This window comes from Lactococcus sp. S64, from assembly GCF_016516525.1.
GTDB lineage: Bacteria > Bacillota > Bacilli > Lactobacillales > Streptococcaceae > Lactococcus > Lactococcus lactis.
In genome coordinates this window covers 37,917-63,066 of sequence record NZ_JACVUQ010000001.1, presented here as the reverse complement: position 1 = coordinate 63,066, position 25,150 = coordinate 37,917, and the positions used below count along the sequence as shown (strand labels likewise).

The 25,150-nt window shown below is 35.6% G+C and carries 27 protein-coding genes; 1 reads left to right on the top strand and 26 read right to left on the bottom strand.

What is annotated here, in order from left to right; translation table 11 throughout:
* Nucleotides 1-22 precede the first annotated feature (22 nt).
* The 9 genes from dnaK to IAE51_RS00260 all read right to left on the bottom strand — a co-directional run bounded on the left by dnaK (nucleotide 23) and on the right by IAE51_RS00260 (nucleotide 7,972).
* Nucleotides 23-1,846: a molecular chaperone DnaK gene (gene dnaK, locus IAE51_RS00300; RefSeq protein ID WP_015426235.1), complete on the bottom strand. Its 1,824-nt coding sequence runs from the start codon at nucleotides 1,844-1,846 to the stop codon at nucleotides 23-25.
* Nucleotides 1,847-1,918: 72 nt separating this feature from the next.
* Nucleotides 1,919-2,458 carry a nucleotide exchange factor GrpE gene (gene grpE / locus IAE51_RS00295; RefSeq protein WP_200094421.1) on the bottom strand — a complete coding sequence of 180 codons (540 nt, stop codon included), beginning with the start codon at nucleotides 2,456-2,458 and terminating at the stop codon, nucleotides 1,919-1,921.
* A 29-nt stretch (nucleotides 2,459-2,487) separates the two neighbouring features.
* Entirely contained in the window at nucleotides 2,488-3,531 is a 1,044-nt protein-coding gene (gene hrcA / locus IAE51_RS00290; protein WP_010905650.1) for a heat-inducible transcriptional repressor HrcA, read from the bottom strand.
* 220 nt (nucleotides 3,532-3,751) lie between these two features.
* Entirely contained in the window at nucleotides 3,752-4,156 is a 405-nt protein-coding gene (locus IAE51_RS00285) for a hypothetical protein (protein WP_017864407.1), read from the bottom strand.
* 13 nt (nucleotides 4,157-4,169) lie between these two features.
* Nucleotides 4,170-4,916 carry a M15 family metallopeptidase gene (locus IAE51_RS00280; protein ID WP_200094419.1) on the bottom strand — a complete coding sequence of 249 codons (747 nt, stop codon included), beginning with the start codon at nucleotides 4,914-4,916 and terminating at the stop codon, nucleotides 4,170-4,172.
* A complete protein-coding gene (locus IAE51_RS00275; protein WP_003130927.1) occupies nucleotides 4,913-5,608 on the bottom strand; it encodes a histidine phosphatase family protein in 696 nt (231 codons plus the stop codon). The genes IAE51_RS00280 and IAE51_RS00275 overlap by 4 nt, the downstream gene beginning before the upstream one ends.
* A gap of 67 nt (nucleotides 5,609-5,675) precedes the next feature.
* Nucleotides 5,676-6,155, bottom strand: coding sequence for a hypothetical protein (locus IAE51_RS00270; protein WP_033900051.1), 480 nt, complete (start codon nucleotides 6,153-6,155; stop codon nucleotides 5,676-5,678).
* Nucleotides 6,156-6,254: 99 nt separating this feature from the next.
* Nucleotides 6,255-7,592 carry a PFL family protein gene (locus tag IAE51_RS00265; RefSeq protein WP_003130925.1) on the bottom strand — a complete coding sequence of 446 codons (1,338 nt, stop codon included), beginning with the start codon at nucleotides 7,590-7,592 and terminating at the stop codon, nucleotides 6,255-6,257.
* Nucleotides 7,593-7,708: 116 nt separating this feature from the next.
* Complete coding sequence (locus IAE51_RS00260; RefSeq protein WP_003130922.1) at nucleotides 7,709-7,972, bottom strand: ACT domain-containing protein; 264 nt, start codon at nucleotides 7,970-7,972, stop codon at nucleotides 7,709-7,711.
* Between the two features lie 153 nt (nucleotides 7,973-8,125).
* On the opposite strand from IAE51_RS00260, the gene IAE51_RS00255 reads away from it, so the two are divergent.
* On the top strand, nucleotides 8,126-9,067 hold the full coding sequence (locus IAE51_RS00255) for a UbiA family prenyltransferase (RefSeq protein WP_010905646.1): 942 nt from the start codon (nucleotides 8,126-8,128) through the stop codon (nucleotides 9,065-9,067).
* A 25-nt stretch (nucleotides 9,068-9,092) separates the two neighbouring features.
* On the opposite strand, the gene IAE51_RS00250 is transcribed toward IAE51_RS00255, so the two are convergent.
* The 17 genes from IAE51_RS00250 to IAE51_RS00170 form a co-directional block, all read right to left on the bottom strand.
* Nucleotides 9,093-10,151 (bottom strand): endonuclease, encoded by a 1,059-nt coding sequence (locus tag IAE51_RS00250; RefSeq protein ID WP_010905645.1) that lies wholly within the window; start codon nucleotides 10,149-10,151, stop codon nucleotides 9,093-9,095.
* Nucleotides 10,152-10,230: 79 nt separating this feature from the next.
* Entirely contained in the window at nucleotides 10,231-10,818 is a 588-nt protein-coding gene (locus IAE51_RS00245; RefSeq protein ID WP_129881568.1) for an isochorismatase family protein, read from the bottom strand.
* Nucleotides 10,819-10,836: 18 nt separating this feature from the next.
* On the bottom strand, nucleotides 10,837-13,290 hold the full coding sequence (gene rnr / locus IAE51_RS00240; protein ID WP_200094417.1) for a ribonuclease R: 2,454 nt from the start codon (nucleotides 13,288-13,290) through the stop codon (nucleotides 10,837-10,839).
* 250 nt (nucleotides 13,291-13,540) lie between these two features.
* Nucleotides 13,541-13,789, bottom strand: coding sequence for a preprotein translocase subunit SecG (gene secG, locus IAE51_RS00235; protein WP_003130913.1), 249 nt, complete (start codon nucleotides 13,787-13,789; stop codon nucleotides 13,541-13,543).
* Between the two features lie 141 nt (nucleotides 13,790-13,930).
* Complete coding sequence (trxB, locus tag IAE51_RS00230) at nucleotides 13,931-14,857, bottom strand: thioredoxin-disulfide reductase (RefSeq protein WP_010905642.1); 927 nt, start codon at nucleotides 14,855-14,857, stop codon at nucleotides 13,931-13,933.
* Nucleotides 14,858-15,051: 194 nt separating this feature from the next.
* Nucleotides 15,052-15,279 carry a DUF4059 family protein gene (locus IAE51_RS00225; protein ID WP_004255037.1) on the bottom strand — a complete coding sequence of 76 codons (228 nt, stop codon included), beginning with the start codon at nucleotides 15,277-15,279 and terminating at the stop codon, nucleotides 15,052-15,054.
* A 1-nt stretch (nucleotide 15,280) separates the two neighbouring features.
* Nucleotides 15,281-16,033, bottom strand: coding sequence for an amino acid ABC transporter ATP-binding protein (locus IAE51_RS00220; RefSeq protein WP_200094415.1), 753 nt, complete (start codon nucleotides 16,031-16,033; stop codon nucleotides 15,281-15,283).
* A gap of 11 nt (nucleotides 16,034-16,044) precedes the next feature.
* Nucleotides 16,045-16,932: an amino acid ABC transporter permease gene (locus tag IAE51_RS00215; RefSeq protein ID WP_004255026.1), complete on the bottom strand. Its 888-nt coding sequence runs from the start codon at nucleotides 16,930-16,932 to the stop codon at nucleotides 16,045-16,047.
* A 267-nt stretch (nucleotides 16,933-17,199) separates the two neighbouring features.
* The gene (locus tag IAE51_RS00210; protein WP_023164024.1) at nucleotides 17,200-18,045 is read right to left on the bottom strand and encodes an amino acid ABC transporter substrate-binding protein; all 846 of its coding nucleotides are present in this window, start codon (nucleotides 18,043-18,045) and stop codon (nucleotides 17,200-17,202) included.
* 137 nt (nucleotides 18,046-18,182) lie between these two features.
* Complete coding sequence (locus IAE51_RS00205; protein ID WP_168784718.1) at nucleotides 18,183-18,758, bottom strand: C40 family peptidase; 576 nt, start codon at nucleotides 18,756-18,758, stop codon at nucleotides 18,183-18,185.
* A gap of 126 nt (nucleotides 18,759-18,884) precedes the next feature.
* Nucleotides 18,885-20,552, bottom strand: coding sequence for a formate--tetrahydrofolate ligase (locus IAE51_RS00200; RefSeq protein WP_200094412.1), 1,668 nt, complete (start codon nucleotides 20,550-20,552; stop codon nucleotides 18,885-18,887).
* A 155-nt stretch (nucleotides 20,553-20,707) separates the two neighbouring features.
* Nucleotides 20,708-21,034 (bottom strand): heavy metal-binding domain-containing protein, encoded by a 327-nt coding sequence (locus tag IAE51_RS00195; RefSeq protein ID WP_010905638.1) that lies wholly within the window; start codon nucleotides 21,032-21,034, stop codon nucleotides 20,708-20,710.
* 83 nt (nucleotides 21,035-21,117) lie between these two features.
* Nucleotides 21,118-21,564 carry an ASCH domain-containing protein gene (locus tag IAE51_RS00190; protein ID WP_004255012.1) on the bottom strand — a complete coding sequence of 149 codons (447 nt, stop codon included), beginning with the start codon at nucleotides 21,562-21,564 and terminating at the stop codon, nucleotides 21,118-21,120.
* A 139-nt stretch (nucleotides 21,565-21,703) separates the two neighbouring features.
* Nucleotides 21,704-22,408: a purine-nucleoside phosphorylase gene (gene deoD / locus IAE51_RS00185; RefSeq protein WP_004255010.1), complete on the bottom strand. Its 705-nt coding sequence runs from the start codon at nucleotides 22,406-22,408 to the stop codon at nucleotides 21,704-21,706.
* Between the two features lie 70 nt (nucleotides 22,409-22,478).
* Nucleotides 22,479-22,748: a zinc ribbon domain-containing protein gene (locus IAE51_RS00180; protein WP_200094409.1), complete on the bottom strand. Its 270-nt coding sequence runs from the start codon at nucleotides 22,746-22,748 to the stop codon at nucleotides 22,479-22,481.
* 59 nt (nucleotides 22,749-22,807) lie between these two features.
* A complete protein-coding gene (locus tag IAE51_RS00175; protein ID WP_004255006.1) occupies nucleotides 22,808-24,043 on the bottom strand; it encodes a phosphopentomutase in 1,236 nt (411 codons plus the stop codon).
* Between the two features lie 185 nt (nucleotides 24,044-24,228).
* Nucleotides 24,229-25,149 (bottom strand): LCP family protein, encoded by a 921-nt coding sequence (locus IAE51_RS00170; RefSeq protein WP_200094407.1) that lies wholly within the window; start codon nucleotides 25,147-25,149, stop codon nucleotides 24,229-24,231.
* Between the last annotated feature and the right edge of the window lies 1 nt (nucleotide 25,150).

Sequence of the window (25,150 nt, the reverse complement as noted above, 5' to 3'; positions counted from 1 at the left end):
GAATCAGTGCTTTTATAAATTATTATTTGCTTTCTTCAAAGTCACCATCAAATGTATTATCATCTTTTGGAGCTTCTTGAGCATCAGTTGCTTGTCCAGCTTCACCTTGAGCTGCATTTGCTTGTTCATAAAGTTTTACAGCGAGGTTTTGAGCGATTTCAGAAAGTGCTTCTGATTTAGCTTTGATATCATCAATATCTTCACCTTCAAGCGCTTTTTTGAGTTCTTCTTTAGCGTCTTCAGCTTTTTTAACTTCAGCTTCTTCTACTTTTCCTTCAAGGTCTTTCAAAGTTTTTTCAGTTTGGAAAACTAAAGCATCAGCTTCATTACGTGTATCAACTTCTTCTTTACGTTTTGCATCAGCGTCAGCATTTGCTTCAGCATCTTTCATCATTTTATCAATTTCTTCATCAGAAAGACCTGAGTTTGATTTGATAACGATTGTTTGTTCTTTTTGTGTACCAAGGTCTTTAGCTTTAACAGAAACAATACCATTTTTATCAATATCAAATGTTACTTCGATTTGTGGAATACCACGTGGTGCTGCAGGGATATCTGTTAATTGGAAACGACCCAAAGTTTTGTTATCAGCTGCCATTGGACGTTCACCTTGAAGGACATGAATATCTACAGCGGGTTGATTATCAGCAGCAGTTGAGAAGACTTGTGATTTAGAAGTTGGGATAGTTGTGTTACGGTCAATCAATTTTGTGAAGACACCACCCATTGTTTCAATACCAAGTGAAAGTGGAGTAACGTCAAGGAGAACAACATCTTTAACGTCACCAGTAATCACACCACCTTGAATTGCTGCACCCATAGCAACAACTTCATCAGGGTTTACTGATTTATTTGGTTCTTTGTTTGTTTCGTGACGAACAAGTTCAACAACAGCAGGGATACGAGTTGAACCACCAACCAAGAGAACTTCGTCAATATCAGAAGTTGACAAGCCAGCATCAGAAAGGGCTTGGCGAACTGGTTGACGTGTCGCTTCAACAAGATCATGTGTCAATTCATCAAATTTAGCACGAGTCAAAGCCATTTCCAAGTGAAGAGGGCCAGCAGCACCGGCTGTGATGAACGGCAAGCTGATTTGAGTAGTTGTTACACCTGAAAGGTCTTTTTTCGCTTTTTCCGCTGCATCTTTCAAACGTTGCAAAGCCATTTTATCTTGGGCAAGGTCAATTCCGTTTTCTTTCTTGAATTCGGCAACCATCCAGTCAATGATTTTTTGGTCAAAATCATCACCACCGAGTTTGTTGTTACCAGCAGTTGCAAGAACATCAAAGACACCATCACCTAGTTCAAGAATTGAAACGTCGAATGTACCACCACCAAGGTCAAATACAAGAATCTTTTCATCTTTATCTGTTTTATCAAGACCATAAGCAAGAGCTGCTGCTGTTGGTTCGTTAACGATACGTTCTACTTCAAGACCAGCAATTTTACCAGCATCTTTAGTTGCTTGACGTTGAGCGTCATTGAAGTATGCAGGTACAGTAATAACTGCTTTTTCTACTTTTTCTCCAAGATAAGCTTCTGCTGTAGCTTTCAAGTTTTGAAGAATCATTGCTGAAATTTCTTGTGGTGTGTATTCTTTACCATTTGCAGAAACTTTTTCAGATGTTCCCATTTTTGATTTAATAGAAATAATTGTTTCTGGGTTAGTTACCGCTTGACGTTTTGCAGCGTCACCGACAATGATTTCACCATTTTTGAAAGCTACAACTGAAGGTGTTGTACGATTTCCTTCTGGATTTGGAATAATTTTTGATTCAGTTCCTTCAAGAACTGCTACTGCTGAGTTTGTTGTACCAAGGTCAATACCGATAATTTTAGACATATTATTAAATCTCCTTTATTTCTTATTACTTATGAATAGTTTAAAGACTTTGCGGTCAATTTATTTTTTAATTTACTGTGCTACGACAACCATTGCTGGACGAAGTAAACGTTCGTGAAGTTGGTAACCTTTTTGGAAAACTTGCACGATGCTATCAGCTGGATGTTCATCATCAGCTGGGACAGTTTGAACAGCCATGTGAAGATTATGGTCGAAACTGTCATAAGAAACTTCTTCAACGCCTTCTTCTTTAAGTGCTGAAATCAAGCTTTCTTGGACCATTTCAAGGCCTTTTTTAACATCATCCGTTAATCCTTCAACAGCAAGTGCACGTTCAAGATTATCTAGTGAAGATAAGATTTTTTTTGCTAAATCTTGTGAACGATATTTGATAAGTTGCAAACGTTCTTCATTTCCACGACGTTGTACGTTTTGCATTTCTGCAGAAACGCGAAGGAATTTATTTTCCCACTCAGTCGCTAACTTTTGTGCTTCATCAAGTTCATTGATTTCTTCTTCAACAATATCCTCAAGTGCTTCCTCTGTTAACTCCTCAGTCACTTCTTCATCAACTTTTTTATTTTTGATTTCTTCTTTAGTTTCTTCGGACATAGGCCCTCCTTTTTTAAATAACTTTTTTATCATTTGCTAATTTCATAATGGTTACCATCAAGATAACGATAATAGTCACTCAGCTTCATAGTTAAAACTTTAGCAACTAAGTCAAGAACTGATAATGTCCTTTGATAATCCATTTCTACAGGTCCAACGACTGTTAGAGTACCAAAACCGCGATATGGGATAACAAATTTTTGCGAAATAATCGTTAAATTTTTCATGTATTTTTCGTCATTGTCAAATTTAACGGCACGCATTTCATCGTTATTAGTGATTTCGCGAATTTCATGAAGCATCCGTTCATCATCGCTAAAGAGTTTATATAATTCTGCAAGATTGTCAGTTGCATAATCAAAGATATTTTTACGCCCAGCGACGGTCAGCCGTTCTTTGAACAAATCATCAAAAATTGATTCAAAGAGTTGGAGAACTTCACTCGTAACTTTGAAATAACGCTGAACAATCTGTGGAATCTCTGTTCGTAAAGTATAGTGAATATCAATCACTTTTTTACCAACCAGACGTTCTTTAACTAGATTACTAAAGACTGCTAAATCAGCTTCGGTCATCGATTTTGGAAGAATAAATTGATTTGTTCTTACTTCACCAGTCCCTAATGTTATAACTGAAAGTACTGAATGACTATCCAGCATGACCATTTCAAATGAAACTAATTGTTGGTCACGTTGGGGAGCATTAAGAACAAAGCTTGTCAAACCAGTGAGTCCTGATAAACTTTTAGCTGCTGTTTTAAACAGGTCAGATAGGCGATAAAAATCACCATCAAAAGCTTTCATCACTTTAAATAAGTCATTTTGACTAAATTCATCTAACTGGATGACATTTTCTACAAAATACTTATAACCTGAAACACTTGGAACACGTCCACTTGAGGTGTGTTCTTTTTGAATCAAGCCTAGTTTTTCCAAAACTTTCATGTCGTTTCGGATTGTAGCGCTAGAAGCTTGAATACTATCAAGGAGCGACTTTGAACCGATTGGTGTATGCTCTTTGGCATAAAGAGAAACAATCAAATTTAAAATTTGTCTTTGACGTTCTGTAATCATGACTACTCCTTTCTCCACAGATAAGAAGTTCGGCAAAACTTCTTTCGCAAGCTCAAAAATTTCTTGAGCCTTTGACTTCTGTTTAGTATCTACAAGCTTTTTCTGTTTTAGCACTCTTCATCTCTAAGTGCTAACAAATTTATTATAACCCTTTGTTTATACCTTGTCAAGCAAAAAGACATAAAAATTAGCACTCTTTTTATTAGAGTGCTAATTTCATTTATAAAAGATTGGAATCTTTGGATGTTTGCCAAATATTCATGACTGTAATTACCATTACAGCAATGACAAAGAGGCTTTCATACTTTACTTCATGTTGAATGAAAAGTATGGCATAATCTATAATCAAAAGTGCCGAAATAATTTCTAAAAGTATAAAAGTAAAACGCCAAAATTTCAATAATAGAAAGATTAATAAAGCAAAAATCAATAAATAGATTAAACTTTGCCAACTCGTAATTGTTGACGAAATTTTAGTCGTTAATGTTTTTATATTTGTCGATAAGTTATTAAAAAATTGACTAAAGAAATTATTATGAACAAGGAGAACTTTAATCATTTCCGAGACACTGTAAATAAATAGAGCAACATTAACATAGAGTAGAAGTCTGGTTCGGTTTAGCATGATTTCATTTCCTTTATGCTGGTAATAGTTTTAGATATTCTTCTAAAGTAAGATTGTGTTCGGTCATATATTTAGCATTTTCTAAACCAACATATCTAAAATGCCAGTCTTCATAACCAATTCCTGTCTCTGCCTTTTTCCCTTCTGGAAAACGAAGAACAAATCCATATTTGGGAGCAATTACTGCAACTTGTTTTGCATATTGACTCTCATTTAGGCTATCAATATTACTCATATCAATCGCTAATCCTGTTTGATGTTCTGAACTTCTTGGCGGCTGAGAATAAGTTTGTACATTTTTTATCGCTTCTTCTTCTGAAATTGGATTTCCACTAGAATTTACTGTTCCTTGACCATTCATTTCTGCTTGGACATAAGATTGATAAAGCCCTTCTTGATATGAGACTGACCGATAACCTGAGATTAAATGTTCAGCTGGTGATATTTGTTGGGCTGCTGCTAAAAATTGTTGAACCGCTGATGCTATCCTTTGATCAACTTGAATCCCATTTACGGTTGCCAGTGTTGGGTTCATTTCATCTTTAGGTGATTTTCGACTCACCAATACTAAATCCCAATCTGATTGTTTAGCGTCAGGTAAATCTTTTTTCTTTGCCGCCTCTTTAGAAGACGAAATACTTGTTTTTTTAGATGATTCGTTTGTTGAATTTGACTTATCATTGGTAAATAAAATAAATCCCAAAGCGCCAATGATCAAAAGAACAAGCACGATTAAACTAAATGTTATTCTTTTTTTCATTTTTTAGCTAACTTTTCACTCCCTATTTCTCGATAAGACATGTCTCCGACTTTTCCAATGGTAAATTTTCCATCCTCAAAACTTAAATGAGTGACAGAACCATTATCAAGACCATGTGGACGAGGGAGTTCTGGGTGAGCGAGTTTTACAAAAGTTCCAATGGTCATTCCATGGCTGACAATAACAATATTTTTAGCCCCTTTTGCTTCAGATTCCTTGGCAATATCTGTAAAACCGTCCATGATACGTCCTGAAAGTTTTTCCCATGGTTCAGCCCAGCCAGCCGTATCAACTTCAAAAATCGCATTAGCAATTACTTCATCTGGAGGAAATTCGTCGGTATGATGATTTCCAGTTTCAGTAAATATTCTTGGTAGAACGCCATCAAAAAGTTCTCCGTCATAGCCACCATCAAATGAACCAAAACACCACTCACGGATTCTTTTATCATAAGTGTATGGAATTCCTTCATTATCAGAATTAGCTAAGATAAAGCCCATTGTCTGGATTGTACGTCCAGAATCAGATGAATAAGCTCGGTCAAATTTAATACCTTTTTCTTTGAAGCCTAGACCAAGTTCAATAATTCCTTGTTCTCCTGCCGCAGTTAAAGGTGTATCAGACCAACCTTGCGCTCTACCAATTGTATTAAACATTGTCTTTCCATGTCGAACTAAATAAATATTTACCATTTCTACTCCCCTTTTTAATGATTCTAACAAAAAAATTACGATAGGATATTTCTATCTATATAGAAAATTACAGCCATTCCTGTTTAATTGTAAAGTAGGAACCTCTTATCTCACCTGCGAGTTTTGAACGTTGGCGTGCAAATTTGAATTTTCCCTCAAGTTCTTTGGGGATTTCCATACCCACTGACAACTTTATTCCAACTGCCCGTTTTGGTTTCTTGCCCGCTTGTCCAACTTTTTCATAGAGTAGATTTAAAACCATACCATCTTCGTAATAGAATTCAGGCCAATAGAGTTCATCATTTTCATAGATAGCAACTTCGAGTATTTTTGCTGAAAATTTTAAATTACGTTCTTCAAGTAAAATTTTCTCAAACAAAGCGACTTCGTCGGCTTTTTCATGAGCTGGATATGTGAAATACTCAAATTTATACTTATTCCAAAAGTAACGTGCTTCATTAGCTCGTAAACCTGCTAAAGCATCAGCTACCGGCGAAGTTTCCAAGCCAACTGTTTCTACATCTTTAAAATTCACTTTGTAAGCCATAAAATAACCTCCGTATTTTTTCACTTCTTCTATTATATCATTTTTGGAAGCGCTCATCATTTTTTAGAAATATTTAGGAGCTGAATTTTAAAAGTATTTTTAGTTTTTAAATGAATGAATTGGTGCTGGAATTTGACCGCCACGAGCAATAAAATCTGCTGACGACGCTTTGTTTACTCTCATAACTGGTGCTACACCGAAAAGTCCACCAAATTCAATTTGTTCGCCTTCTTTGCCCATTGGAATAATCCGTACTGCTGTCGTTTTTTGATTAATGACCCCGATGGCGGCTTCGTCAGCAATCATTGCTGCAATGGTAGATGCCGGTGTCTCTTCAGGAATTGCAATCATATCCAAGCCAACTGAACAAACACAAGTCATGGCCTCTAATTTTTCAATATTCAATGCCCCAGAATTGACAGCGGCAATCATTCCTTCATCTTCTGAAACTGGGATAAAGGCGCCTGAAAGTCCACCAACACGTTCAGCTGCCATAACTCCGCCTTTTTTCACAGCGTCATTAAGCATGGCTAGGGCGGCTGTTGTTCCATGAGTCCCAACAGTTTCAAGTCCCATTTCTTCCAAAACGCGTGCAACCGAATCGCCAATTGCTGGTGTAGGTGCAAGTGATAAATCAACTATTCCAAATTCAACATTAAGTCTTTCTGAAGCCATTTGACCAACAAGTTGACCAATTCTTGTAATTTTAAAAGCTGTCTTTTTAATGGTTTCGGCTAAAATATCAAAAGATTCTCCGCGGACTTTTTCAAGAGCACGTTTAACTACACCAGGTCCTGAAACTCCGACGTTGATAATCGTATCTGCTTCCCCAACTCCATGAAAAGCTCCTGCCATAAATGGATTGTCTTCAACGGCATTAGCAAAGACAACAAGTTTGGCATTGAGCCATTTATCACCTTTAGACATGATTTTGATGGTTTCACCCATATCTCGAACTGCTGTCATATTAATACCTGTTTTAGTTGAACCAACATTTACCGAAGCACATACGCGCTCAGTTGCTGCTAGTGCTTTAGGCATTGATTTAATCAAAATTTCATCACCTTTTTGATAGCCTTTTTGCACAAGAGCAGAATAGCCACCAATAAAGTCAATGCCAATCTCTTTTGCTGCACGATCCATCGCAAGAGCAAGTGGTGTGTAATCATCAGCAGCTGTTGCTGCTCCAATAATTGCAATGGGTGTTACAGAAACACGTTTATTAACAATTTTAATACCGAGTTCATGTCCAATCTCGTTACCTACTTCAACAAGTTTTCCTGCTTTTTTGACAATTTTTTGATAGATTTTTTCAGCTGCTTTATCAATATCAGCATCGATACAATCAAGAAGACTGATTCCCATTGTTATTGTGCGAATGTCGAAATTTTGTTCTTCAATCATCGCAATTGTTTCTTTGATATTTTGAATATCCATTATTTAATTTCCTTAGTTTTGATTAAAATTTTACTGACAGAAATTTTTTTCGTGCTGTCAGTAAAAATACTTTTAAATAAAAGTCATTTATTGGCTAATTTTTTTCTGTCAGTAAATTATAATTTGTGCATGGCGTTAAAAATTGCTTCATTTTGAACATGAATATTGACACCCAAGGCTTCACCTTTTCTTGAAAGTTCTGCTTGAAAGGCTGAAAAATCACTATTTTGAGTTTCAACTACCATCATCATGGTAAAAGCTCCACTCATCAAGGTTTGTGAAATTTCAATGATATTTGCTTCAAGTTCTGCCAATGTTGCTGTGACTCCAGCAACAATCCCAATTTTATCTGCTCCTACTACTGTTACAACTGCGCGCATTTTGTTTCTCCATTCAAATTTTTATCCTATTATAACATTTTTATTTAAATTTTCAGTCAATTTTCTTGTCAGTAAAATAAACTTTTGCTGACAGCTCTGTCAGTCAAAATCATTCATGATTTATTGGCTAGTTTTTGCTATAATCAGCTTATCATGACTTTAAAAACTTTTTTTAATTTTACACGTATTCAAACCTTGCCCGCAGCATTATTATCACCGATTGCTGGCTGTCTTTTTGCCTTTTGGTACTTTGGAAGTTTTCATTTTTGGCCTACGCTTCTATTTTTTATTGGTTTAGCAAGCATTAATCTTTTTGTTTCGGCTTGGAATAATCTGATGGATTATCAAAAAGCACTTGATCCTGAGTATAAGAAATGGAATATTATCGTTGCTAAATCGATTAATCCTAAACTTGCTTTAAACATTTGTTTGGCACTTTTAGCGATTGATGTAGTCGTTGGACTAATTGTTCTTTTCTTGACTAATCTTGCGATTTTACCAATTGGTGGACTTTGTTTCTTAATTGCTATTTTCTACACTTATGGTCCTTTTGCTTTTTCTCGTTTTCCTTTGGGCGAAATTTTAGCGGGTCTTTGCGAAGGGTTCTTTGGTTTTTTCCTTGCTGTCTATATTAATTCTTATGATAAAGGCTATTTTTTCATTAATTTTGACAGGAATTGGTTCATGACATGGACTTGGGACTTTAAAATTCTTTTACCAATCCTTCTAGTCGGTCTAATGTGTTTTGTTCAAAATTTTAATATTATGTTTTCTGATAATATTTGCGATTTAGAACAGGACATTCGCAATGAGCGTTATACTTTACCTTATTATCTAAAGATTCCACTCAGTTTAAAAGTATTTACTGGACTATATTTATTTGCTGGACTTTGTATTTTAATTGCCATTGCTTTGGGAATTTTACCAATTTGGTCATTATTAATGAGCATCATTGCCCTGAAAGTTATTCCTAATATTAAAAAGTTTAGAGCCAAACAAAGTAAATCAGAGACTTTCCACCTTCAAATTGACAATCTGATGTTATTTAATGCTTCTCTTGCCCTTACGTTGTTACTGGGAATTATTTTTAAGTAAAATAAAAAAGCGCTTAGCGCTTTTTTTACTTTTCCAAAGAGAAATCCATGACGACCGGCTGGTGGTCCGATGATTTGAACTGATTATCAATGGTTTGTATTTTTAAGTCTTTTATATTATTTGAAACAAGAAATCCGTCAATAATTCCAAATGTATTTTTTGGATTTTTCTTATCATAGGCATAATCAAGTGAACGAACAGTTGGGGCATTGGTTGGTGCGACCACTCGCATTCCTTTTGTCAAATTTTCCGTGGGAAATTCCTTCATCCATGTTAATTCTGGATGAGCTTTACCAGCTAGGGCATGGTTATAATCAGCCCCACAAATGACATAATCTCCTTTAGAAACATACTTTTTCATCTCATCAAATAAAGTCAATAATTGTTGTTTTTGAATTTTTTGGTCAGTGATAAATGCTGACAGATGTGTATTAAAGATGACGAATTTTTTATCTGAATTCTTAATTGGCAAAATACTGACAGAAAAAGCTCGGTCTAAATCAAAAAATTTATTAAAATTAGTTTCGATAGGCAACTTATATCTTGTTGAACTTTCAATTTCATATTTAGAATAAGTCATAATTCCAGATTTAGCTTTTCCAATTGGCTTGGTCACCGGATAAAAAAGATAGGCTGAATCGTAATTCTGTGTCAGAACACTGGTATAATCGGGAAGGCCAGCACGAACCATTTGAGGTTCATTTACTTGTTGGCTGCGATCTCCTTGCCAATCAATTTCTTGAATATTTCCAAAGTCTGGCTTCTCTTTATTAATAAGTCTGATATCTTCTTGAATTGCAGATTTGACAGCAGATTTACTATAAGCTCGCACATCATCCCCACCATCCATGAAAAAATTGAAAGAAGGAGGGTAAGACCCATAACCGATATTAAAAGTCATCATTTTATAGGTTTGCCCCAGCTCAACTTGCTGAGTTTGAGGATTTTTAATTGTCTGCTTCATATCATTAGGAAGGCGATGATATTGTGCATAAACATAGATGACATAAGACCCAATAATCAGAGCAAATACTAAAATAATGCTGACAAGGATTTTTCCAATTAACTTTAAGCGATTTTTCATATTATTCACTAAATAATTCTAGGAAAATTTACTGACAGCCACTCCTAAACAGTCTGTCAGTAAAATATTTATCCCAAACTTATTTACTTTCTTCAATCATTTTTAAAACTTCTTGTGTTGAGCGAACTCGTCCAAGGCGTGGGAAAATTCCCTCAACAATTCCTTGATGGAGTTGCCCATTAAAATCTGTCATTGCATCTTCAATAGCAATAACTTGATAACCATGCTGGAAAGCTTCACGGGCCGTAGTATCACAACCGATCGTTGTAGCAATTCCAGTCAAGAGAATTTCATCAATTCCACGACGACGTAATTGGACATCTAAATCCGTGCCGTAAAATGCGCCCCAGTTATGTTTAGCGACATGAATGACATTATTATATTCTTTATCATAAGCTTCAGGCATGACAAAATCAGCAAAATCTGCCGGAATTCGTCCTTGTGCAACAGCTGGATTGTCAGTTTTTGGTTTTAAAGTTTCGCCACCGTAGTTTTTGACGTGAACAAAAACAATTAAAGCGCCTGTATTTTTTAAACTTGTTACAAGTTCTTTATTTTTAGCTAAAACCTCTTGGGCAGAATAAGGAGCAAATCCCTCACGCCCTGCAATTCCTTTTTGTAGGTCAATAATAACCAAGGCTGTTTTTTCTAAATTCAAAATTGTCATATTTTTTTCTCTCAAATTTTAGCCTCTTTTATGTGGCTTTTTTCTTCCGTCAGTAAATTTTTTGCCATTACCTTTTTTGTCAGTAAATTTGCCCTTAGCAGCTTTACTGTAAAATGGTTTCTTGGCTGATTTCTTTTTCTTTTTATCAAATTCAGATTTCTCGTCAGCTCTTTTGCCATTTTTTGATTTATTAGCAGATTTGTCAGTAGATTTTGGCGCTACTGATTTAACCTTAAGAGATTGATTTGATTTTTTGCGACCTTTATGATCAGGTTTTTTCTTCGCTTTCGCTGCTTTATCAATCAAATCTAATTCTGAAGGTAGATATTCAAAATCAATCTCCCCAGTCATTCTATCAGCTTTGACAACTTTTATTTTAATAGGCTGACCAATTTTAAAGGTAAGTCCACTTCGTTCGCCAATAAGCGCCAACATTCGTTCTTGATAATTAAAATAATCACCTTTAAGCGTTGAAATATGAACTAAACCTTCAATCGTATTTTCAAGTTCAATAAACATTCCAAAACGAGTAACTGAAGCAATAATCCCTTCAAACTCTTCACCCACATGTTCTTCCATGAATTCGGCTTTTTTCATTTTTTCAACTTCACGTTCAGCATCAACCGCCCGGCGTTCACGATGACTAGAATGTTCTGCAATTTCAGGAATTTTATCTTCCCATTTTTGTAAAATATTAGCTGATGTTTTTCCCTCACCAATTTCACGAATCAATCGATGAACCAACAAATCGGGATATCGACGAATTGGTGAAGTAAAGTGCGTATAATTTTCCGCAGCTAAACCAAAGTGACCCTCATTGTTTTCTGAATAACGCGCTTGCTGCATACTCCGTAACAACATAGTTGACAAGACCATTTCGCCAGGCTGACCTTTAATTTTCTTCATGAAAGCTTGTAAAACCTTCTGATCAATGCCATTTGAAGTTCCTTCAATCTGCATTCCAAAAGTTGCCGCAAAATCAATAAAACGTTGCAATCTATCAGCTTTTGGTTGTTCGTGAATCCGATAGATAAAAGGCAGACCATGCGCTTCAAAATGTGTCGCAACTGTTTCATTCGCTTCAAGCATGAATGATTCAATCATTCGCTCAGCAATGCCACGTGTTCGTTTTCTAATTTCAATTGGCAGTCCTTTTTCATTGACAATGATTTTAGCTTCTACTGTATCAAAATCAATGGCCCCGCGTCTTTTACGCATGGCTTCTAAAATATGGTGAAGTTCAACCATTATTTTTACAGAATCTGCAATTTTAGCATATTTTTCAAGTGCTGCTTCATCTCCTGCAATCATTTGATTAACGGCATCATAAGTCATTCTTTCTGTCGTTTTAATAATTGATTGAGAAATTTGATAGTTGATCACTCGACCTTCAGGACTAATTTCCATGACACAAGACTGTGTTAGACGATTGATTCGAGGATTCAATGAACAAATTCCATTAGAGAGACGTTCTGGTAGCATTGGAACTACTCGATCCGTCACATAAACAGATGTTCCACGTTCGTAAGCTTCTTTATCTAATGGAGAATTTTCAGTGACGTAGTGTGAAACATCCGCAATATGTACTCCTAATTCATAGTTTCCATTTTCCAAACGTTTAGCATGCACAGCATCATCAAGGTCTTTTGCGTCTGCTCCATCAATTGTAAAAGTGATTTCATTACGATAATCGACCCGTCCCACAATTTCATTTTCTGGAACTTCTTCTGGAACAGCTTCAGCTTGGTCTAAAACTTCTTTTGGAAATTCAGAAACAATATCCATTGAAGCCAAAACTTCCAAAACGTCAATTCCTTGGTCATCTGCTTGACCAATAATTTCAGTGACTAATCCTTGCATTGTCTGTGGAAATTCCTTATCTGGATAATGAGTGATTTCAACACGAACAATCGCTTTATTTTCAGGAATTAATCCTTCATTTCCTAAATAAACACGATAAGGGATTTTTTTATTCCGAGATTTAACAAAACCAATCAGTCCTGTTTGCTCTTTTTCATCATCATTCAAAGCTACAAAAGTTCCAACAACCTGATGGACGTCATGGCGAATGATTTCGACAACATGCCCTTCAGCAGAAGTTCCTTTGAGCGCATTGGCATTTTTATCAATTTCAATAAAAACTTCGTCACCATCAAGGGCGAAAGCCGTTTGGCCTCTTGCGACAAAAACGTCTGGTTCTTCAGCATCAATGCTGACAAAACCAAAGCCAGCTGCATTGGCCCGGAAAATTCCGCTGATGACAACTTTTGCCTCTTCTTTTTCGGCTAGTTCAACTTTACCTTTTGCAGTAAAATTAAGCAAATGCTCGGCTTCTAGTGAAGCTAAAGTTTTGACAAATACTTTGTAATCTTTAGCCTTATTCATATGTAACGCAACTGACAATTCTTCTACTGACAGTGCTTTTTTTGAACTATTCTCAAGATAGTCCATGATTACTTCTCTAATACTCATTATATTCTCTCAATGAACTTTTTGACCACAAAAATTGGACAAAAAGCCCCTTTCTTTTTTTTATTTCAAATATTAACTTGATTTTTTAGCTAATATTTTAAGAGATTATCAGTGGTATTAATCATTTTATCAGACATTTTTGACTGATAGAATCAATTCTACCACTGACAATTTGGACAATTAAACATTTGACGCACTTAGAAAAACATTTATAAGAAAATAAAATACGGACTGTTTTCAGCCCGCAATTTTAACGTGTTGATAAAACAACAAGAGCAAATCCAATAACTAGCCATAAGCCAATCATGATTGCTGTAAAACGCTGCATCACTGCCTCAAAACCGCGCGCTTTACGACGTTCAAACAATTCACCTGTTCCACCCGAAAAAGCATCTGCTGCTCCATCTTGTTTTGAAGGTTGCATGAAAATCGCTACAATAATAAATGCTGAAACTACAAGCATTGCAACAAGCAAAATGTCATAAATTACTTTTTCCATAGTCTTATAAATTACTTAGGCGATAAACCTAATCTCCTTTTTCAAAATTGCGTTACTTACATTTTACCATATTTTCGATTAAAAGTCATTCCGAATCCTTTAATAAAAAATTACTGACGATTTTGTCAGTAATTTTTTATTTTAATCAAGTTCAGCTACAAATTTATAAGCTTCTTGAGCTGCTTGCGCTCCATCACCAATAGCTGTAGTGATTTGACGGAAATCTTTTTGACGAACATCACCTACGGCAAAAATACCAGGTAGACTTGTTCTCATATGGTCATCGGTAATAATCCAACCGGCTTCATCAGTAATTCCAAGATTACCAGCAAATTCAGCAACTGGGTCAAGTCCCACATAAATGAAGATTCCACCAAAAGCTTTTTCAGTTACTTCACCCGTTTTAACGTTTTTATAAACAACGGATTGAACTTTTTTGTCATCCCCTTTAATTTCCATAGGAACAGAATCCCAAATAAAGTTGATTTTTTCTTCTTTGAAAGCTCTTTGTTGGATAATTTCTTGTGCACGCAATTTATCACGGCGATGCATAATTGTTACGGATTGACCAAAACGAGTCAAGTAGAGAGCTTCTTCAACAGCAGAGTCACCACCACCAATAACTAAAATTTCTTGGTTTCTAAAGAAAGCACCATCACAAACGGCACAGTAGGAAACTCCGCGAGCTCCATATTCTTCCTCACCGGGAATTTCAAGCTTACGGTGATTAGCCCCTGTCGCAATAATGATTGATTTAGTGACAAACTCATCATCTTCTGTGATAATTTTTTTGTAATCCCCATGGTCTTCAATAGCCGTCACAAAACCATAAGCATTTTCTACACCTAAACCTTCCAATGGTTCAGCCATTTTCATTGAAAGTTCAGGACCCATGATTGTTTCATAGCCAGGATAATTTTCAATCTCAGCTGTGTTATTCATTTGACCACCAGGAACACCACGTTCTAAAAGCAAAGTTTTCATTTCAGAACGTGCAGTATACATCGCTGCAGTCATTCCCGCAGGGCCTGAACCAATGATGACAACATCATATTTCTTTTCTGTCATTTTTAATCCCTTTTCTAAGAGCTAAAGAACTCCCCTTAAATTCATAAACTCAAGCTAGCATTTCAGCAAACTTGAGCCCTTTTTTATTAGTTCTAAAAACTCTTTTTTCTAATATCTAAAATCTTATAGCACCATTTTACATTGTCAAACGATATTTTTCCATTAATTAGATTTATTTAAAGCATAAATAGAAATCAAAGTCCACGAATTCTTAGTATTACAAGTACTCCTAAAACAGCAAAACTCAGGATAGGCGTCGTTAAAATACCAACTAAAATTAAATCAAAAATTCGGTTTCTTCTTTCAGTCCACGGTTTTTTCGTATTTCGCACAAGGTAAGTGAAAGCATATAATCCACCTACCAATAAAACAAAGATAGCTGAAATTAATAGACCTTTTAAATAAAACTGTAAAATCATCATTTTAGTTATTAACCTCTAAATTCTTGACATGACGTGATAAAAACTCTCGTGTACGAGGATTTTTTGGTGAGTAGAAAACTTCTTGAGGAGTTCCCGCTTCAATGATTTTCCCTTGTTCAAGAAAAAGCACTTTTGTTGCTACATTATAAACAAAGTCCATTTCATGACTGACAAGAACCATTGTTTGCTTATTTTGAGCTGCATTTAAAATTACTTCTTGAACTTCACCAACTAATTCAGGGTCAAGGGCAGATGTCGGTTCATCTAAAAGTAAAAGTTTTGGTTGCATCGCTAAAGCACGAGCGATTCCAACCCTTTGTTTTTGACCACCTGATAAAAATTTTGGATAGTAATCTTTCCGGTCAGTTAGACCAACCTTATCTAATTCATCTTCGGCAATCTCTTTTGCTTGCGCCTTAGATAATTTTTTAACCTGAATCAACCCTTCCATTACATTTTCAAGGGCAGTCCGACGTTCAAAAAGATTAAATTGTTGAAAAACCATTCCAGTCTTTCTGCGAAGTTCAAGTACTTCTTGCTTTGTGATTGTCGAATAATCAATCTTTAAGTCATCAATTTCAATTTGACCACTATCTGGTCTTTCAAGATCATTTAAAGCGCGGAGAAAGGTTGATTTCCCAGCACCAGAAGCGCCAATAAGTGCAACAACATCTCCTTCTTCAATTTCCAAGCTAATGTCATTGAGAACTTGATTACCCGAAAATGTTTTACTTATATTTGTAATTTTAATCATTATCGTCCTCCTTAGGCTTGGTTAAATGGGTTTTTGCTCAATGAAATTTGTGCACGATTTTTACGTTTGTCATTTGGCATTCTTACGTCTAATTTACGCTCTAATCCACGAATTAAGAGTTCAAAAATAATACAAATTGGCCAGTAAACTAAAGCTAAGGCTAAATAAGTTTCAAATAAACGGAAGGTTGAGCCCCCAATAATTTGAGCACGAGCTGTCATTTCTACCACACCTGCAACGAAGGCAAGTGAAGTTGATTTCAAAAGTCCAATCAGAGCGTTTCCTAAAGGAGCCGTTGCAACGGTTGCTGCTTCAGGTAAAGTCACACGCATAAAAACTTGGAAGTTTGTCATTCCGAGTGATTTGGCTGCTTCGATTTGCCCTTTATCAACGGATTGAATTGCAGCACGAATTGTTTCCGAGTTATAAGCTCCTTCATTGAGTGCGAAAGCAACAATGACAAAAAGCATAGCTGGAATTGTATTGACATTAAAATTCGTTCCATAATTCATATTGATTGCTTTTAAAATCAACGGAATCCCCGTATATGAAAGGTATAATTGTACCAAAATAGGGGTTCCACGAATGAAACTAACAAACAAAGCACGCAATTGATTCAAAATTGGAATTTTATTAATACGAACCAAAGCAAGAATGAGTCCTAAAAGTAACCCAAAGACCATGGCAATTATTGTCATTTCAAGAGACGACGGAATCATTTTTATAATTGGTAAAAAGGCATCTACAAATGCTGACCAACTAAAAATCTTTGTGAAAAACATGGTCCAAAAGTCATGAAAATTATACTGACCTTTGATTAAGAGAAAGGGAAGAGCTGGCAAGATAATTAAAGCCAAAAGCAAGACAATCCCAAGAATTATTTTTTTATTTTTTTTCATATTTTTTATTTTTCTAATAGGGAAAACTCTGTCAGTAAAAAAGTGACAGAGTTTATTCGGATTTATTGAACTTATTATTTAATATTTTTACATTTACTTATAAGTTCGATTTTTTACCTGACCATCACTTCTACTATTATACAAAATTTTGGTCTTTTTTTCTCCTATTTTTTACGAACTGAACTGTCAGTAAATTTTGATTGGTCAAGAGACAAATATTTTACTGACAGCTCTTCGATTTTAGGTTAAATTTCTTGTCAGTAAAATTTACTTAAACATTTCTGCTTTTGGCACGAAATCCCCACCAAGATATTTCTTGGAAATTTTCGCCAAACTACCATCAGCCTGCATTTTTGCCAAAACTCCATTCACATCTTTTTGAAGTTTTTTACCTTGCGAATCTTTGCCAAAGAGGAAATATTCATAACCGTCATGTTCAGCATCACCAGTATCCATACTGATATCTTCAATTTTTAGATTGTCAAAACCTTGTTCTTTAACTGCAGACTCTAAAGAAATCTTATCATAAAGCATGAAATCAATTTTTCCTGATTCAACTTGCGTGAATCTTGTGTTAATTGAAGTAGAATCTGCTGAGTAACTAATTTTGATTTCTTTATCTGGATTGGCTTTGTTCCAATCTTGAATTGACTTTGTATAATTTGATGCTGGATTACCAATTGTCGATTTCCCAGCCAAATCCGCCAAAGTTTTATAAGTCCCAGATTTCACAAGAACTGCATTGTTTGATTTTGAAAGTGGTGATGAGAAATAATATTTTTCAGCTCTACTTTTTTCCCAACCAAAATCATTAGCACCCATTTGGTAACGGCCAGAATCAATCCCTGGTGAAATCCCAGAAAAATCTGTCACTTGAAATTTCACTTTATACTGTGGCAATTTCTTGAAAACCGCACGAGCAACCTCAATATCGTAACCCGTTAAATTTCCTTGACTATCTGAATAAGTAAATGGCTTTGTTGCCCCATCTGTCGCAATCACAACAGATGTTGCTTTATCTGATGAATCTTTTGAACCTGATGAGCATGCAACCAAAGTTCCAGCAGCGATAAGTGAAAGAGCGGCAAATGTGACCTTTAGTGATGTTCTCATAAAAGTTCCCCTTTAAAAATTTGATAGACCTATCTTAACACGAACTTAAGACCTTTGCCATAAAAAAAACTTATAGCCAGATTTAGCTATAAGAATAACAAAAAAATAGCAATAAATGCTATTTTCTTCTATTATATTTAATACTCTAATGCAAAATCAGCCGACATATCAGTAACTGAACTGATTTTAACTGACTCACCAGGTTGTGGTGCATGAATCACTTGGCCATTTCCAAGATAAATTCCCACATGGTCTCCACCATAAAAGATAATCAAATCTCCAACTTTGGCTTGGTCAAGTCCGACTTGTTTTCCACTTGCAATTTGGTCCCAAGTTGTACGACCAATTTCTTTACCTAAAACTTCTCTATAGACGTAACTTGTGAATCCTGAACAATCAAAGCCAGCTGGTGTAGTTCCACCCCAAACATAGGGAACACCTAAATATTTTTTGGCTGTACTGACAAGTTTGTCAGCTCGTGTCTGAACTTCTTTAGCCGCACTTTGTGTTTTTTCTACTTTTGAAACGGCACTGACAGTATCATTCATTGTTTTTGTTAAAACATCAAGTGAATTTGTTGCTGCTGACAAATCTGTCAGTGAACTTTGTGCCTTATTATCATCAAATACTGAATCTGCTTTTGCAGGATTCGCAATCAGGGCAGCACTAAAACTTGTAATAAGTGCTGCAGAAATAATTATTTTTTTCAACATTGTTAGCAAGTATAACACAAAAAAACCGCCTGACAAGCGGTTTTACAAGCTTTTAATTTTTTGTAAATTTGTTACCGAAAAAATTTACATTTAATCTTTACGTAACAAAATCACTTAAACTCATTTCTAAAATAATCCTGAGATTTTTCCATCATCAGTGACATCCATTTTTAAAGCTGCTGGATTTTTAGGAAGCCCTGGCATTGTCATCACATCCCCCAAAAGAGCAACGATAAATCCAGCTCCAATTTTTGGAAGTAGCTCACGAACTGTAACTTCAAAGCCTTCTGGCGCCGCTAAAAGATTTGGTTGGTCTGAAAATGAATATTGAGTTTTAGCCATGCATACTGGCAAATCATTCCAACCATTTTCTTCAATTTCTCTCATCTGACGCTTAGCCTTTGGTGAATAATTGACTTTGGAACCGCCATAAATTTCTGTCACAATTTTGTCAATTTTAGCTGTTAATGGCTCTTTTAGGTCATAAAGATAGCTAAAATCAGATTTTTCTTGTAACATTCCTGACAGTTTTTCGGCCAAATCTAAACCACCTTCACCCCCCTTAGCAAAGACTTGGGTCAATGAAACTGGGACTCCCAATGCTTCTGTCAGCTCTTTTAATACTGAAATTTCAGATTTAGTATCTGATGCAAACTCATTAATTGCTACAATCACTGGCAAACCGTAACTTTGCATATTTTTAATATGACGTTCTAAATTAGCAAAGCCCTTTTTAACGGCCTCTACGTTTTCCTTAGTCAATTCTTTTTTATCAAGGCCACCATGCATTTTAAGTGCACGAAGTGTAGCCACAATTACTACCGCATCAGGTTGTTTTCCGAGCTGACGAGTTTTGATATCTAAAAATTTCTCACCACCAAGGTCAGCTCCAAACCCAGCTTCTGTAATGACAATATCAGATAATTTTAAGGCTGTTTTTGTTGCCAAAACAGAATTACAACCATGTGCAATATTGGCAAAAGGCCCACCGTGAATCAAAGCTGGCGTTCCCTCAATTGTCTGAACAAGGTTTGGTTTCAGTGCATCTTTCAAGAGCATCGCAATAGCCCCTTGAACCCCTAAATCACCAAGGGTTACAGGTTTACGGTCATAAGACTGAGCCAGAACAATTTTTCCCAAACGTTCTTTCAAATCGCTGATTGAAGTTGCCAAACATAAAACCGCCATAATTTCACTGGCTACTGTAATATCAAAACCATCTTCACGGGGCACACCATTTAAAGGGCCACCAAGTCCAACAGTGACATGACGAAGGGCACGGTCATTCAAATCAACAACACGTTTCCAAATGATTCTTCTTGGGTCGATATTTAACGGATTTCCTTGATGAAGCGAATTATCAAGAAATGCCGAAATAGCATTATTGGCAGTTGTAATCGCATGAATATCCCCTGTAAAATGAAGATTAATATCTTCCATTGGTAATACCTGTGCAAAACCACCACCAGCAGCTCCACCCTTAATTCCCATAACAGGCCCTAAAGAAGGTTCACGCAAGGCCACCATTACATTTTCACCTTGTCTTGCAAATGCATCGGCCAAACCGACAGTAACTGTCGATTTTCCTTCACCAGCAGGTGTGGGATTAATTGATGTCACCAAAACAAGTTTTCCTTCAGACTGTTGGTCAAACTTATCTAAAACCTCTAAAGGGATTTTAGCTTTGTATTTACCATAAAGTTCGATATCATCAAATGATAGTCCAATCTTTTCAGCAATTTTGGTAATAGGTTGAATGTCAGCAGCTTGAGCAATTTCAATATCCGTTTTCATAATTCTCCTCTAAAGGCTTCTCATATTTGAGTTTAATTATACTAATTTTAATATTATTCTAACAAAAAATAAAGGAATTTTCCCTTAATAGTATTTCTTTTGACAGGCTTAACTAAAAATTGTTCGGAAATAAAAAAACCAGCTCTCGCTAGTCTTTAGATTTTTTCAATTTTAACAGCTGTTCCATAAGCAGCGACAGAATCAATATTTTGGAAAGTCGATGAGTCAAAACGCATCGCAACAATTGCATTTGCTCCTTTGGCTTTAGCTTCCTCTCTCATACGATCAATCGAAGTTTCACGGGTTTCATGTTGAAGTTTTGTATAACCATTTATTTCGCCACCTACAACAGTTTTCATCTGTTGACCGGCACTTGAAAATAAATTTCTTGAACGCGTTGTTAATCCGAAAACTTCACCATATACTTCAGTAATTCGATAACCAGCCACTTCATTTGTAGTCACAATAAGTATTTCTTCCATTTTATTCCTCTTTTCATAAAGCATAATTTTAAAATAATTATAGCATGACTTAAAAAATAGTCAACAATTTTTATTTACCACTTTTAGTTTTGGTAAAGAACTTCAAATTCTTCGCAAAGAACTTCCATATTAGGACTATATACTTTTAAGTCACTCCAAAAGTCTTGATGCACTTTCCGCCAGTAGTCTAAACTTTGATCCCCTTCCCCTTCTTTAAAAGCATGTTCAGCGCTGACATCAAAAAAATTTCGCACATAAACTTTAGAAGTTGTAATAGCAGCTCTTGGTTGACCTTTTCCATCTAGTAAAATATCAAATTTTCCATCAACTGAAGGGAATGGTTCATCTTCACCATATTCAGCTACAGCGCTAGCCGTCGCACTTTTCTTTCCTTCTAATACTAAATCTAAAAGTTTATCAGCCAATTCTGGCTCAGTTATTGGACCATCAACCTCATTACAAAATGCCCAAGCCCATCTAAAATTTTCTCTTGCCAATCCTGCTTCTTTGATAAAATCTTCGTAAGTCATCTTTTCTCCTTTGTTTGAAGGAAAATTTAATTTCCTAGTTTATTCCATCATATCAAAATTTTTTAAGCACAGATGATTAAATGCATTTTTATTGATAATAAATAAAAAAGTCCTGTCATTAAGACAGAACTTTAACTAATTATTCAGAAATCAAAGTTTCCAATCCAACTTTCATCATATCTGTGAAAGTCAATTGACGCTCTTCAGAAGTTGTTGATTCTCCAGTCAAAATATGGTCAGAAATTGTCATAATTCCCAAAGTTTGAACTTTATATTTTGCCCCAAGGTAATAAAGGCCAGCAGCTTCCATTTCAACAGCCTTCACACCAAGTTTTCCAACTTTAACTGCATCTGGTCCACCGTAGAACAAATCAGAGCTGAGAATATTTCCAACGTGAGTTGTAATTCCAAGGTCTTTTGCAATATGATAAGCTTTATCAAGCAAATCAAAATCAGCAATTTGTGGGAAATCAAAATCAGGGAAATCATTACGGATAATCGCTGAAGTTGTCGCAGCTGCTTGTCCAATGACAAGGTCACGAATATGAACATCTTCATTTACAGAACCAGCAGTCCCAACACGAATTAATCTTTTTACACCGTATTCTGTAATTAATTCATTAGCATAGATTGAGATTGAAGGAATTCCCATTCCTGTTCCCATAACAGAAACACGATGGCCCTTGTAAGTTCCAGTAAAGCCAAGCATTCCGCGAACTTGGTTAAATTGCACAGCATCTTCAAGGAAGTTTTCTGCGATAAATTTTGCGCGAAGTGGATCTCCTGGTAAGAGAATTTTATCTGCGATTTCGCCTTTTTGAGCTTCGATATGTGGTGTTGGCATTTTTAATTTCCTTTTCTTTTAATATAATTATCAAATTTACTGACAGCATTTCTATCAGTAAGTTAAGAACTTAATTTTTCCAGCGTTTCAAACCTTTGAGTTGCATTGGATAAAGCTTTTTGAAAAGCCATTTTTGCATTTTGGGCATTGAATTATTATCTAAACCTTTTCGCCCAATTTCAACCATTTCAGCAAAAGTAAGTTTTGGTTGGACAAATCGTCCTTGCATATAGCAATAGATACAATAGTCTGTTGAAAACTCTCCATTTGCTTGCGTTCCCTTATAAGAATCATCAGCAATTGGCATTCCACAAGATTGACAAAATGCTTTCTTAGCCATTAATAAATATTTCTTTCTAAACTCTGTCAGTAAAATTTACTGACAGAAATTTTTTCCTATTAAACCAAAGCATCCAAGAATGATTCACCAGTTTGAGCCTTCTTAACAGAGAAGTTTTCGGCAACAGTTGCTGAAATATCAGCAAAATGTCCCACTGGTAAAACTTTAGGGTCTTTCAATGATTTAGAGAAAATCACGAGTGGAATATATTCACGAGTATGGTCAGTTCCTACGTATGAAGGGTCATTTCCGTGGTCAGCAGTAATCATCAACAAATCATCTTCTTTCATTGCATCAATGATTTCTGGCAAACGACCGTCAAAGTCTTCAATTGCTTTTCCGTAACCTTCAACATCGCGACGATGTCCATATTTAGCATCGAAGTCAACTAAGTTTGTGAAAGAAAATCCTTCAGTAAACTCAGCTTTTGTCATTGCTTTAAGCAGACGGTCAACCCCGTCCATATCGTTATGATTATGCCCCATATCATATTTCACACCTACTGTGTTGAAAATATCTGAAATCTTCCCAACTGAATAAGTATCAATTCCAGCCTTATAAAGTTTTTCCAAAACTGTTTCAGCAAATGGTGACAAAGCATAGTCACGACGTCCATCAGTCCGTTCAAAGTTTCCAGCTTCTCCAACATAAGGGCGAGCGATGATTCGGCCAATCATGATTCCAGACCCTTCAAGGGTAATTGAACGAACATATTCACAAATTTTATAAAGTTCTTCACGAGAAATGACATCTTCATGTGCCGCAATTTGCAAAACAGGGTCTGCTGAAGTATAAATAATCAACTCACCAGTTTCCAATTGACGAGGACCAAAATCTTCAATGACTGCTGTTCCAGAATAAGGTTTATTTGCTTCACGAATGATTTTACGGCCAGAAAATTCTTCAATTTTTTCAAGTAAATCCTCTGGATAACCTTCTGGATAAGTTGGGAATGGCGTTTGAATATTTAAGCCCATAATTTCCCAGTGCCCAGTCATTGTATCCTTACCTTTTGAAATTTCTTCTAGTTTAGTGACATATGCTGCTGGTTTATCAGCTTTTGGAACCGTTTTGAGCGGACTTTCGCGCGGGATATTTCCCCAACCTAATTTTTGAAGGTTAGGCACATCAAGCCCACGAATTTCTGAAATATGACCAATCGTGTCTGAGTTCACATCATTAATTGCTTCATGCGTTTCAACGTCATGATTAAAGAATTTGTCAGCATCTGGTGCAGCACCAATTCCGACAGAGTCCATTACAACAAGATGAATACGACCAAATTTTTTAGGCATTATATCTCTCCATTTCTGCTGCTATATCAATAGCAAAACTAACTAATTCTATTATACATAAACTCTTCCAAAAAGGGCAGTCAAAGCTGTTAAAAAAATACATTCTTTTTGTCAAAAATTGCATTTTCTACTAAATAGATGTCATAAAAAAATCATTAGATGTTTGTCCAATGATTTTTTTCTTTTTATTTTAAACTTTCTTGAAATTGTATTTTTGCCAAATCAAGATTTGATTGTGAAATTGCTGTAACTTCTGACTGACCTGCTACTTTGCTACTACGGACATTAATTTTTTTAATCCTTATTGCTCCATTATAATTTAATGCTAAAGCCTTAACATTTCCAAAGTTAAAACTTGTTTTAAAAACCTTAGGGAATGCCGTCAAAATTTGACCATAATGTCTAATTAAAACACGTGGACTTTTGAGTTTGCTAACGACTGCCATCACTACTTCTTGCTGACGTGCAAAAGCTTTTTTAGTATCTCCAGCATTTAACAAAGTAAAATATGCTGCCACTTCCTCTGCTTTATTTAAAGCAACTGTTCCTTGAGGAAATTTAAACCCTTGTGCCGAAAATTCATTAGCATTTTGAATGGATACGCCACCAATCGCTTGAACTAATTCTCCCATTTGATCTAAATTCATTCCTACAAATTTATTAATTTTAACCTGAAGTAGTTTTTCCATTTCTTTAATAACCGCAGCTTCTCCCTTAGAATTATAGAGAGTTAATAAGGTTTGTTTGTCTGGAAGTATGGCACTTGTAGAAAGATTGATAACGGTTGTTTGTTGTAAACGAGGGTTTGTTGCTGCCAAATTTGCCGACACCAATACATCTTTCCCATCAATTTTACTTATTCCAAGAATTGCCGTCGTAAATGGCTCTTTCTTTTTTAAGGAAATAGAGGTCATTTGCGTTGGCGGATTCACATAAGCCTTCGTTACGGCTGTTTTCAAATCAAAATAAACTTTTCCACCAACAGCTCCTAAAATAATGATAAAAAACAAAAGTACAAATAAAAATATTTTTAAAACTTTTCTCTTCTTCTTTTTGTTTCCACGTTTTATTTGCCTTCCATTTTCTGCCACTCTGGATTTAACCATT

Coding starts and splice junctions, on each gene's coding strand:
- dnaK (WP_015426235.1), bottom strand. CDS start 1,846: ATGTCTAAAATTATCGGTATTGACCTTGGTACAACAAACTCAGCAGTA.
- grpE (WP_200094421.1), bottom strand. CDS start 2,458: ATGTCCGAAGAAACTAAAGAAGAAATCAAAAATAAAAAAGTTGATGAA.
- hrcA (WP_010905650.1), bottom strand. CDS start 3,531: ATGATTACAGAACGTCAAAGACAAATTTTAAATTTGATTGTTTCTCTT.
- IAE51_RS00285 (WP_017864407.1), bottom strand. CDS start 4,156: ATGCTAAACCGAACCAGACTTCTACTCTATGTTAATGTTGCTCTATTT.
- IAE51_RS00280 (WP_200094419.1), bottom strand. CDS start 4,916: ATGAAAAAAAGAATAACATTTAGTTTAATCGTGCTTGTTCTTTTGATC.
- IAE51_RS00275 (WP_003130927.1), bottom strand. CDS start 5,608: ATGGTAAATATTTATTTAGTTCGACATGGAAAGACAATGTTTAATACA.
- IAE51_RS00270 (WP_033900051.1), bottom strand. CDS start 6,155: ATGGCTTACAAAGTGAATTTTAAAGATGTAGAAACAGTTGGCTTGGAA.
- IAE51_RS00265 (WP_003130925.1), bottom strand. CDS start 7,592: ATGGATATTCAAAATATCAAAGAAACAATTGCGATGATTGAAGAACAA.
- IAE51_RS00260 (WP_003130922.1), bottom strand. CDS start 7,972: ATGCGCGCAGTTGTAACAGTAGTAGGAGCAGATAAAATTGGGATTGTT.
- IAE51_RS00255 (WP_010905646.1), top strand. CDS start 8,126: ATGACTTTAAAAACTTTTTTTAATTTTACACGTATTCAAACCTTGCCC.
- IAE51_RS00250 (WP_010905645.1), bottom strand. CDS start 10,151: ATGAAAAATCGCTTAAAGTTAATTGGAAAAATCCTTGTCAGCATTATT.
- IAE51_RS00245 (WP_129881568.1), bottom strand. CDS start 10,818: ATGACAATTTTGAATTTAGAAAAAACAGCCTTGGTTATTATTGACCTA.
- rnr (WP_200094417.1), bottom strand. CDS start 13,290: ATGAGTATTAGAGAAGTAATCATGGACTATCTTGAGAATAGTTCAAAA.
- secG (WP_003130913.1), bottom strand. CDS start 13,789: ATGGAAAAAGTAATTTATGACATTTTGCTTGTTGCAATGCTTGTAGTT.
- trxB (WP_010905642.1), bottom strand. CDS start 14,857: ATGACAGAAAAGAAATATGATGTTGTCATCATTGGTTCAGGCCCTGCG.
- IAE51_RS00225 (WP_004255037.1), bottom strand. CDS start 15,279: ATGATGATTTTACAGTTTTATTTAAAAGGTCTATTAATTTCAGCTATC.
- IAE51_RS00220 (WP_200094415.1), bottom strand. CDS start 16,033: ATGATTAAAATTACAAATATAAGTAAAACATTTTCGGGTAATCAAGTT.
- IAE51_RS00215 (WP_004255026.1), bottom strand. CDS start 16,932: ATGAAAAAAAATAAAAAAATAATTCTTGGGATTGTCTTGCTTTTGGCT.
- IAE51_RS00210 (WP_023164024.1), bottom strand. CDS start 18,045: ATGAGAACATCACTAAAGGTCACATTTGCCGCTCTTTCACTTATCGCT.
- IAE51_RS00205 (WP_168784718.1), bottom strand. CDS start 18,758: ATGTTGAAAAAAATAATTATTTCTGCAGCACTTATTACAAGTTTTAGT.
- IAE51_RS00200 (WP_200094412.1), bottom strand. CDS start 20,552: ATGAAAACGGATATTGAAATTGCTCAAGCTGCTGACATTCAACCTATT.
- IAE51_RS00195 (WP_010905638.1), bottom strand. CDS start 21,034: ATGGAAGAAATACTTATTGTGACTACAAATGAAGTGGCTGGTTATCGA.
- IAE51_RS00190 (WP_004255012.1), bottom strand. CDS start 21,564: ATGACTTACGAAGATTTTATCAAAGAAGCAGGATTGGCAAGAGAAAAT.
- deoD (WP_004255010.1), bottom strand. CDS start 22,408: ATGCCAACACCACATATCGAAGCTCAAAAAGGCGAAATCGCAGATAAA.
- IAE51_RS00180 (WP_200094409.1), bottom strand. CDS start 22,748: ATGGCTAAGAAAGCATTTTGTCAATCTTGTGGAATGCCAATTGCTGAT.
- IAE51_RS00175 (WP_004255006.1), bottom strand. CDS start 24,043: ATGCCTAAAAAATTTGGTCGTATTCATCTTGTTGTAATGGACTCTGTC.
- IAE51_RS00170 (WP_200094407.1), bottom strand. CDS start 25,149: ATGGTTAAATCCAGAGTGGCAGAAAATGGAAGGCAAATAAAACGTGGA.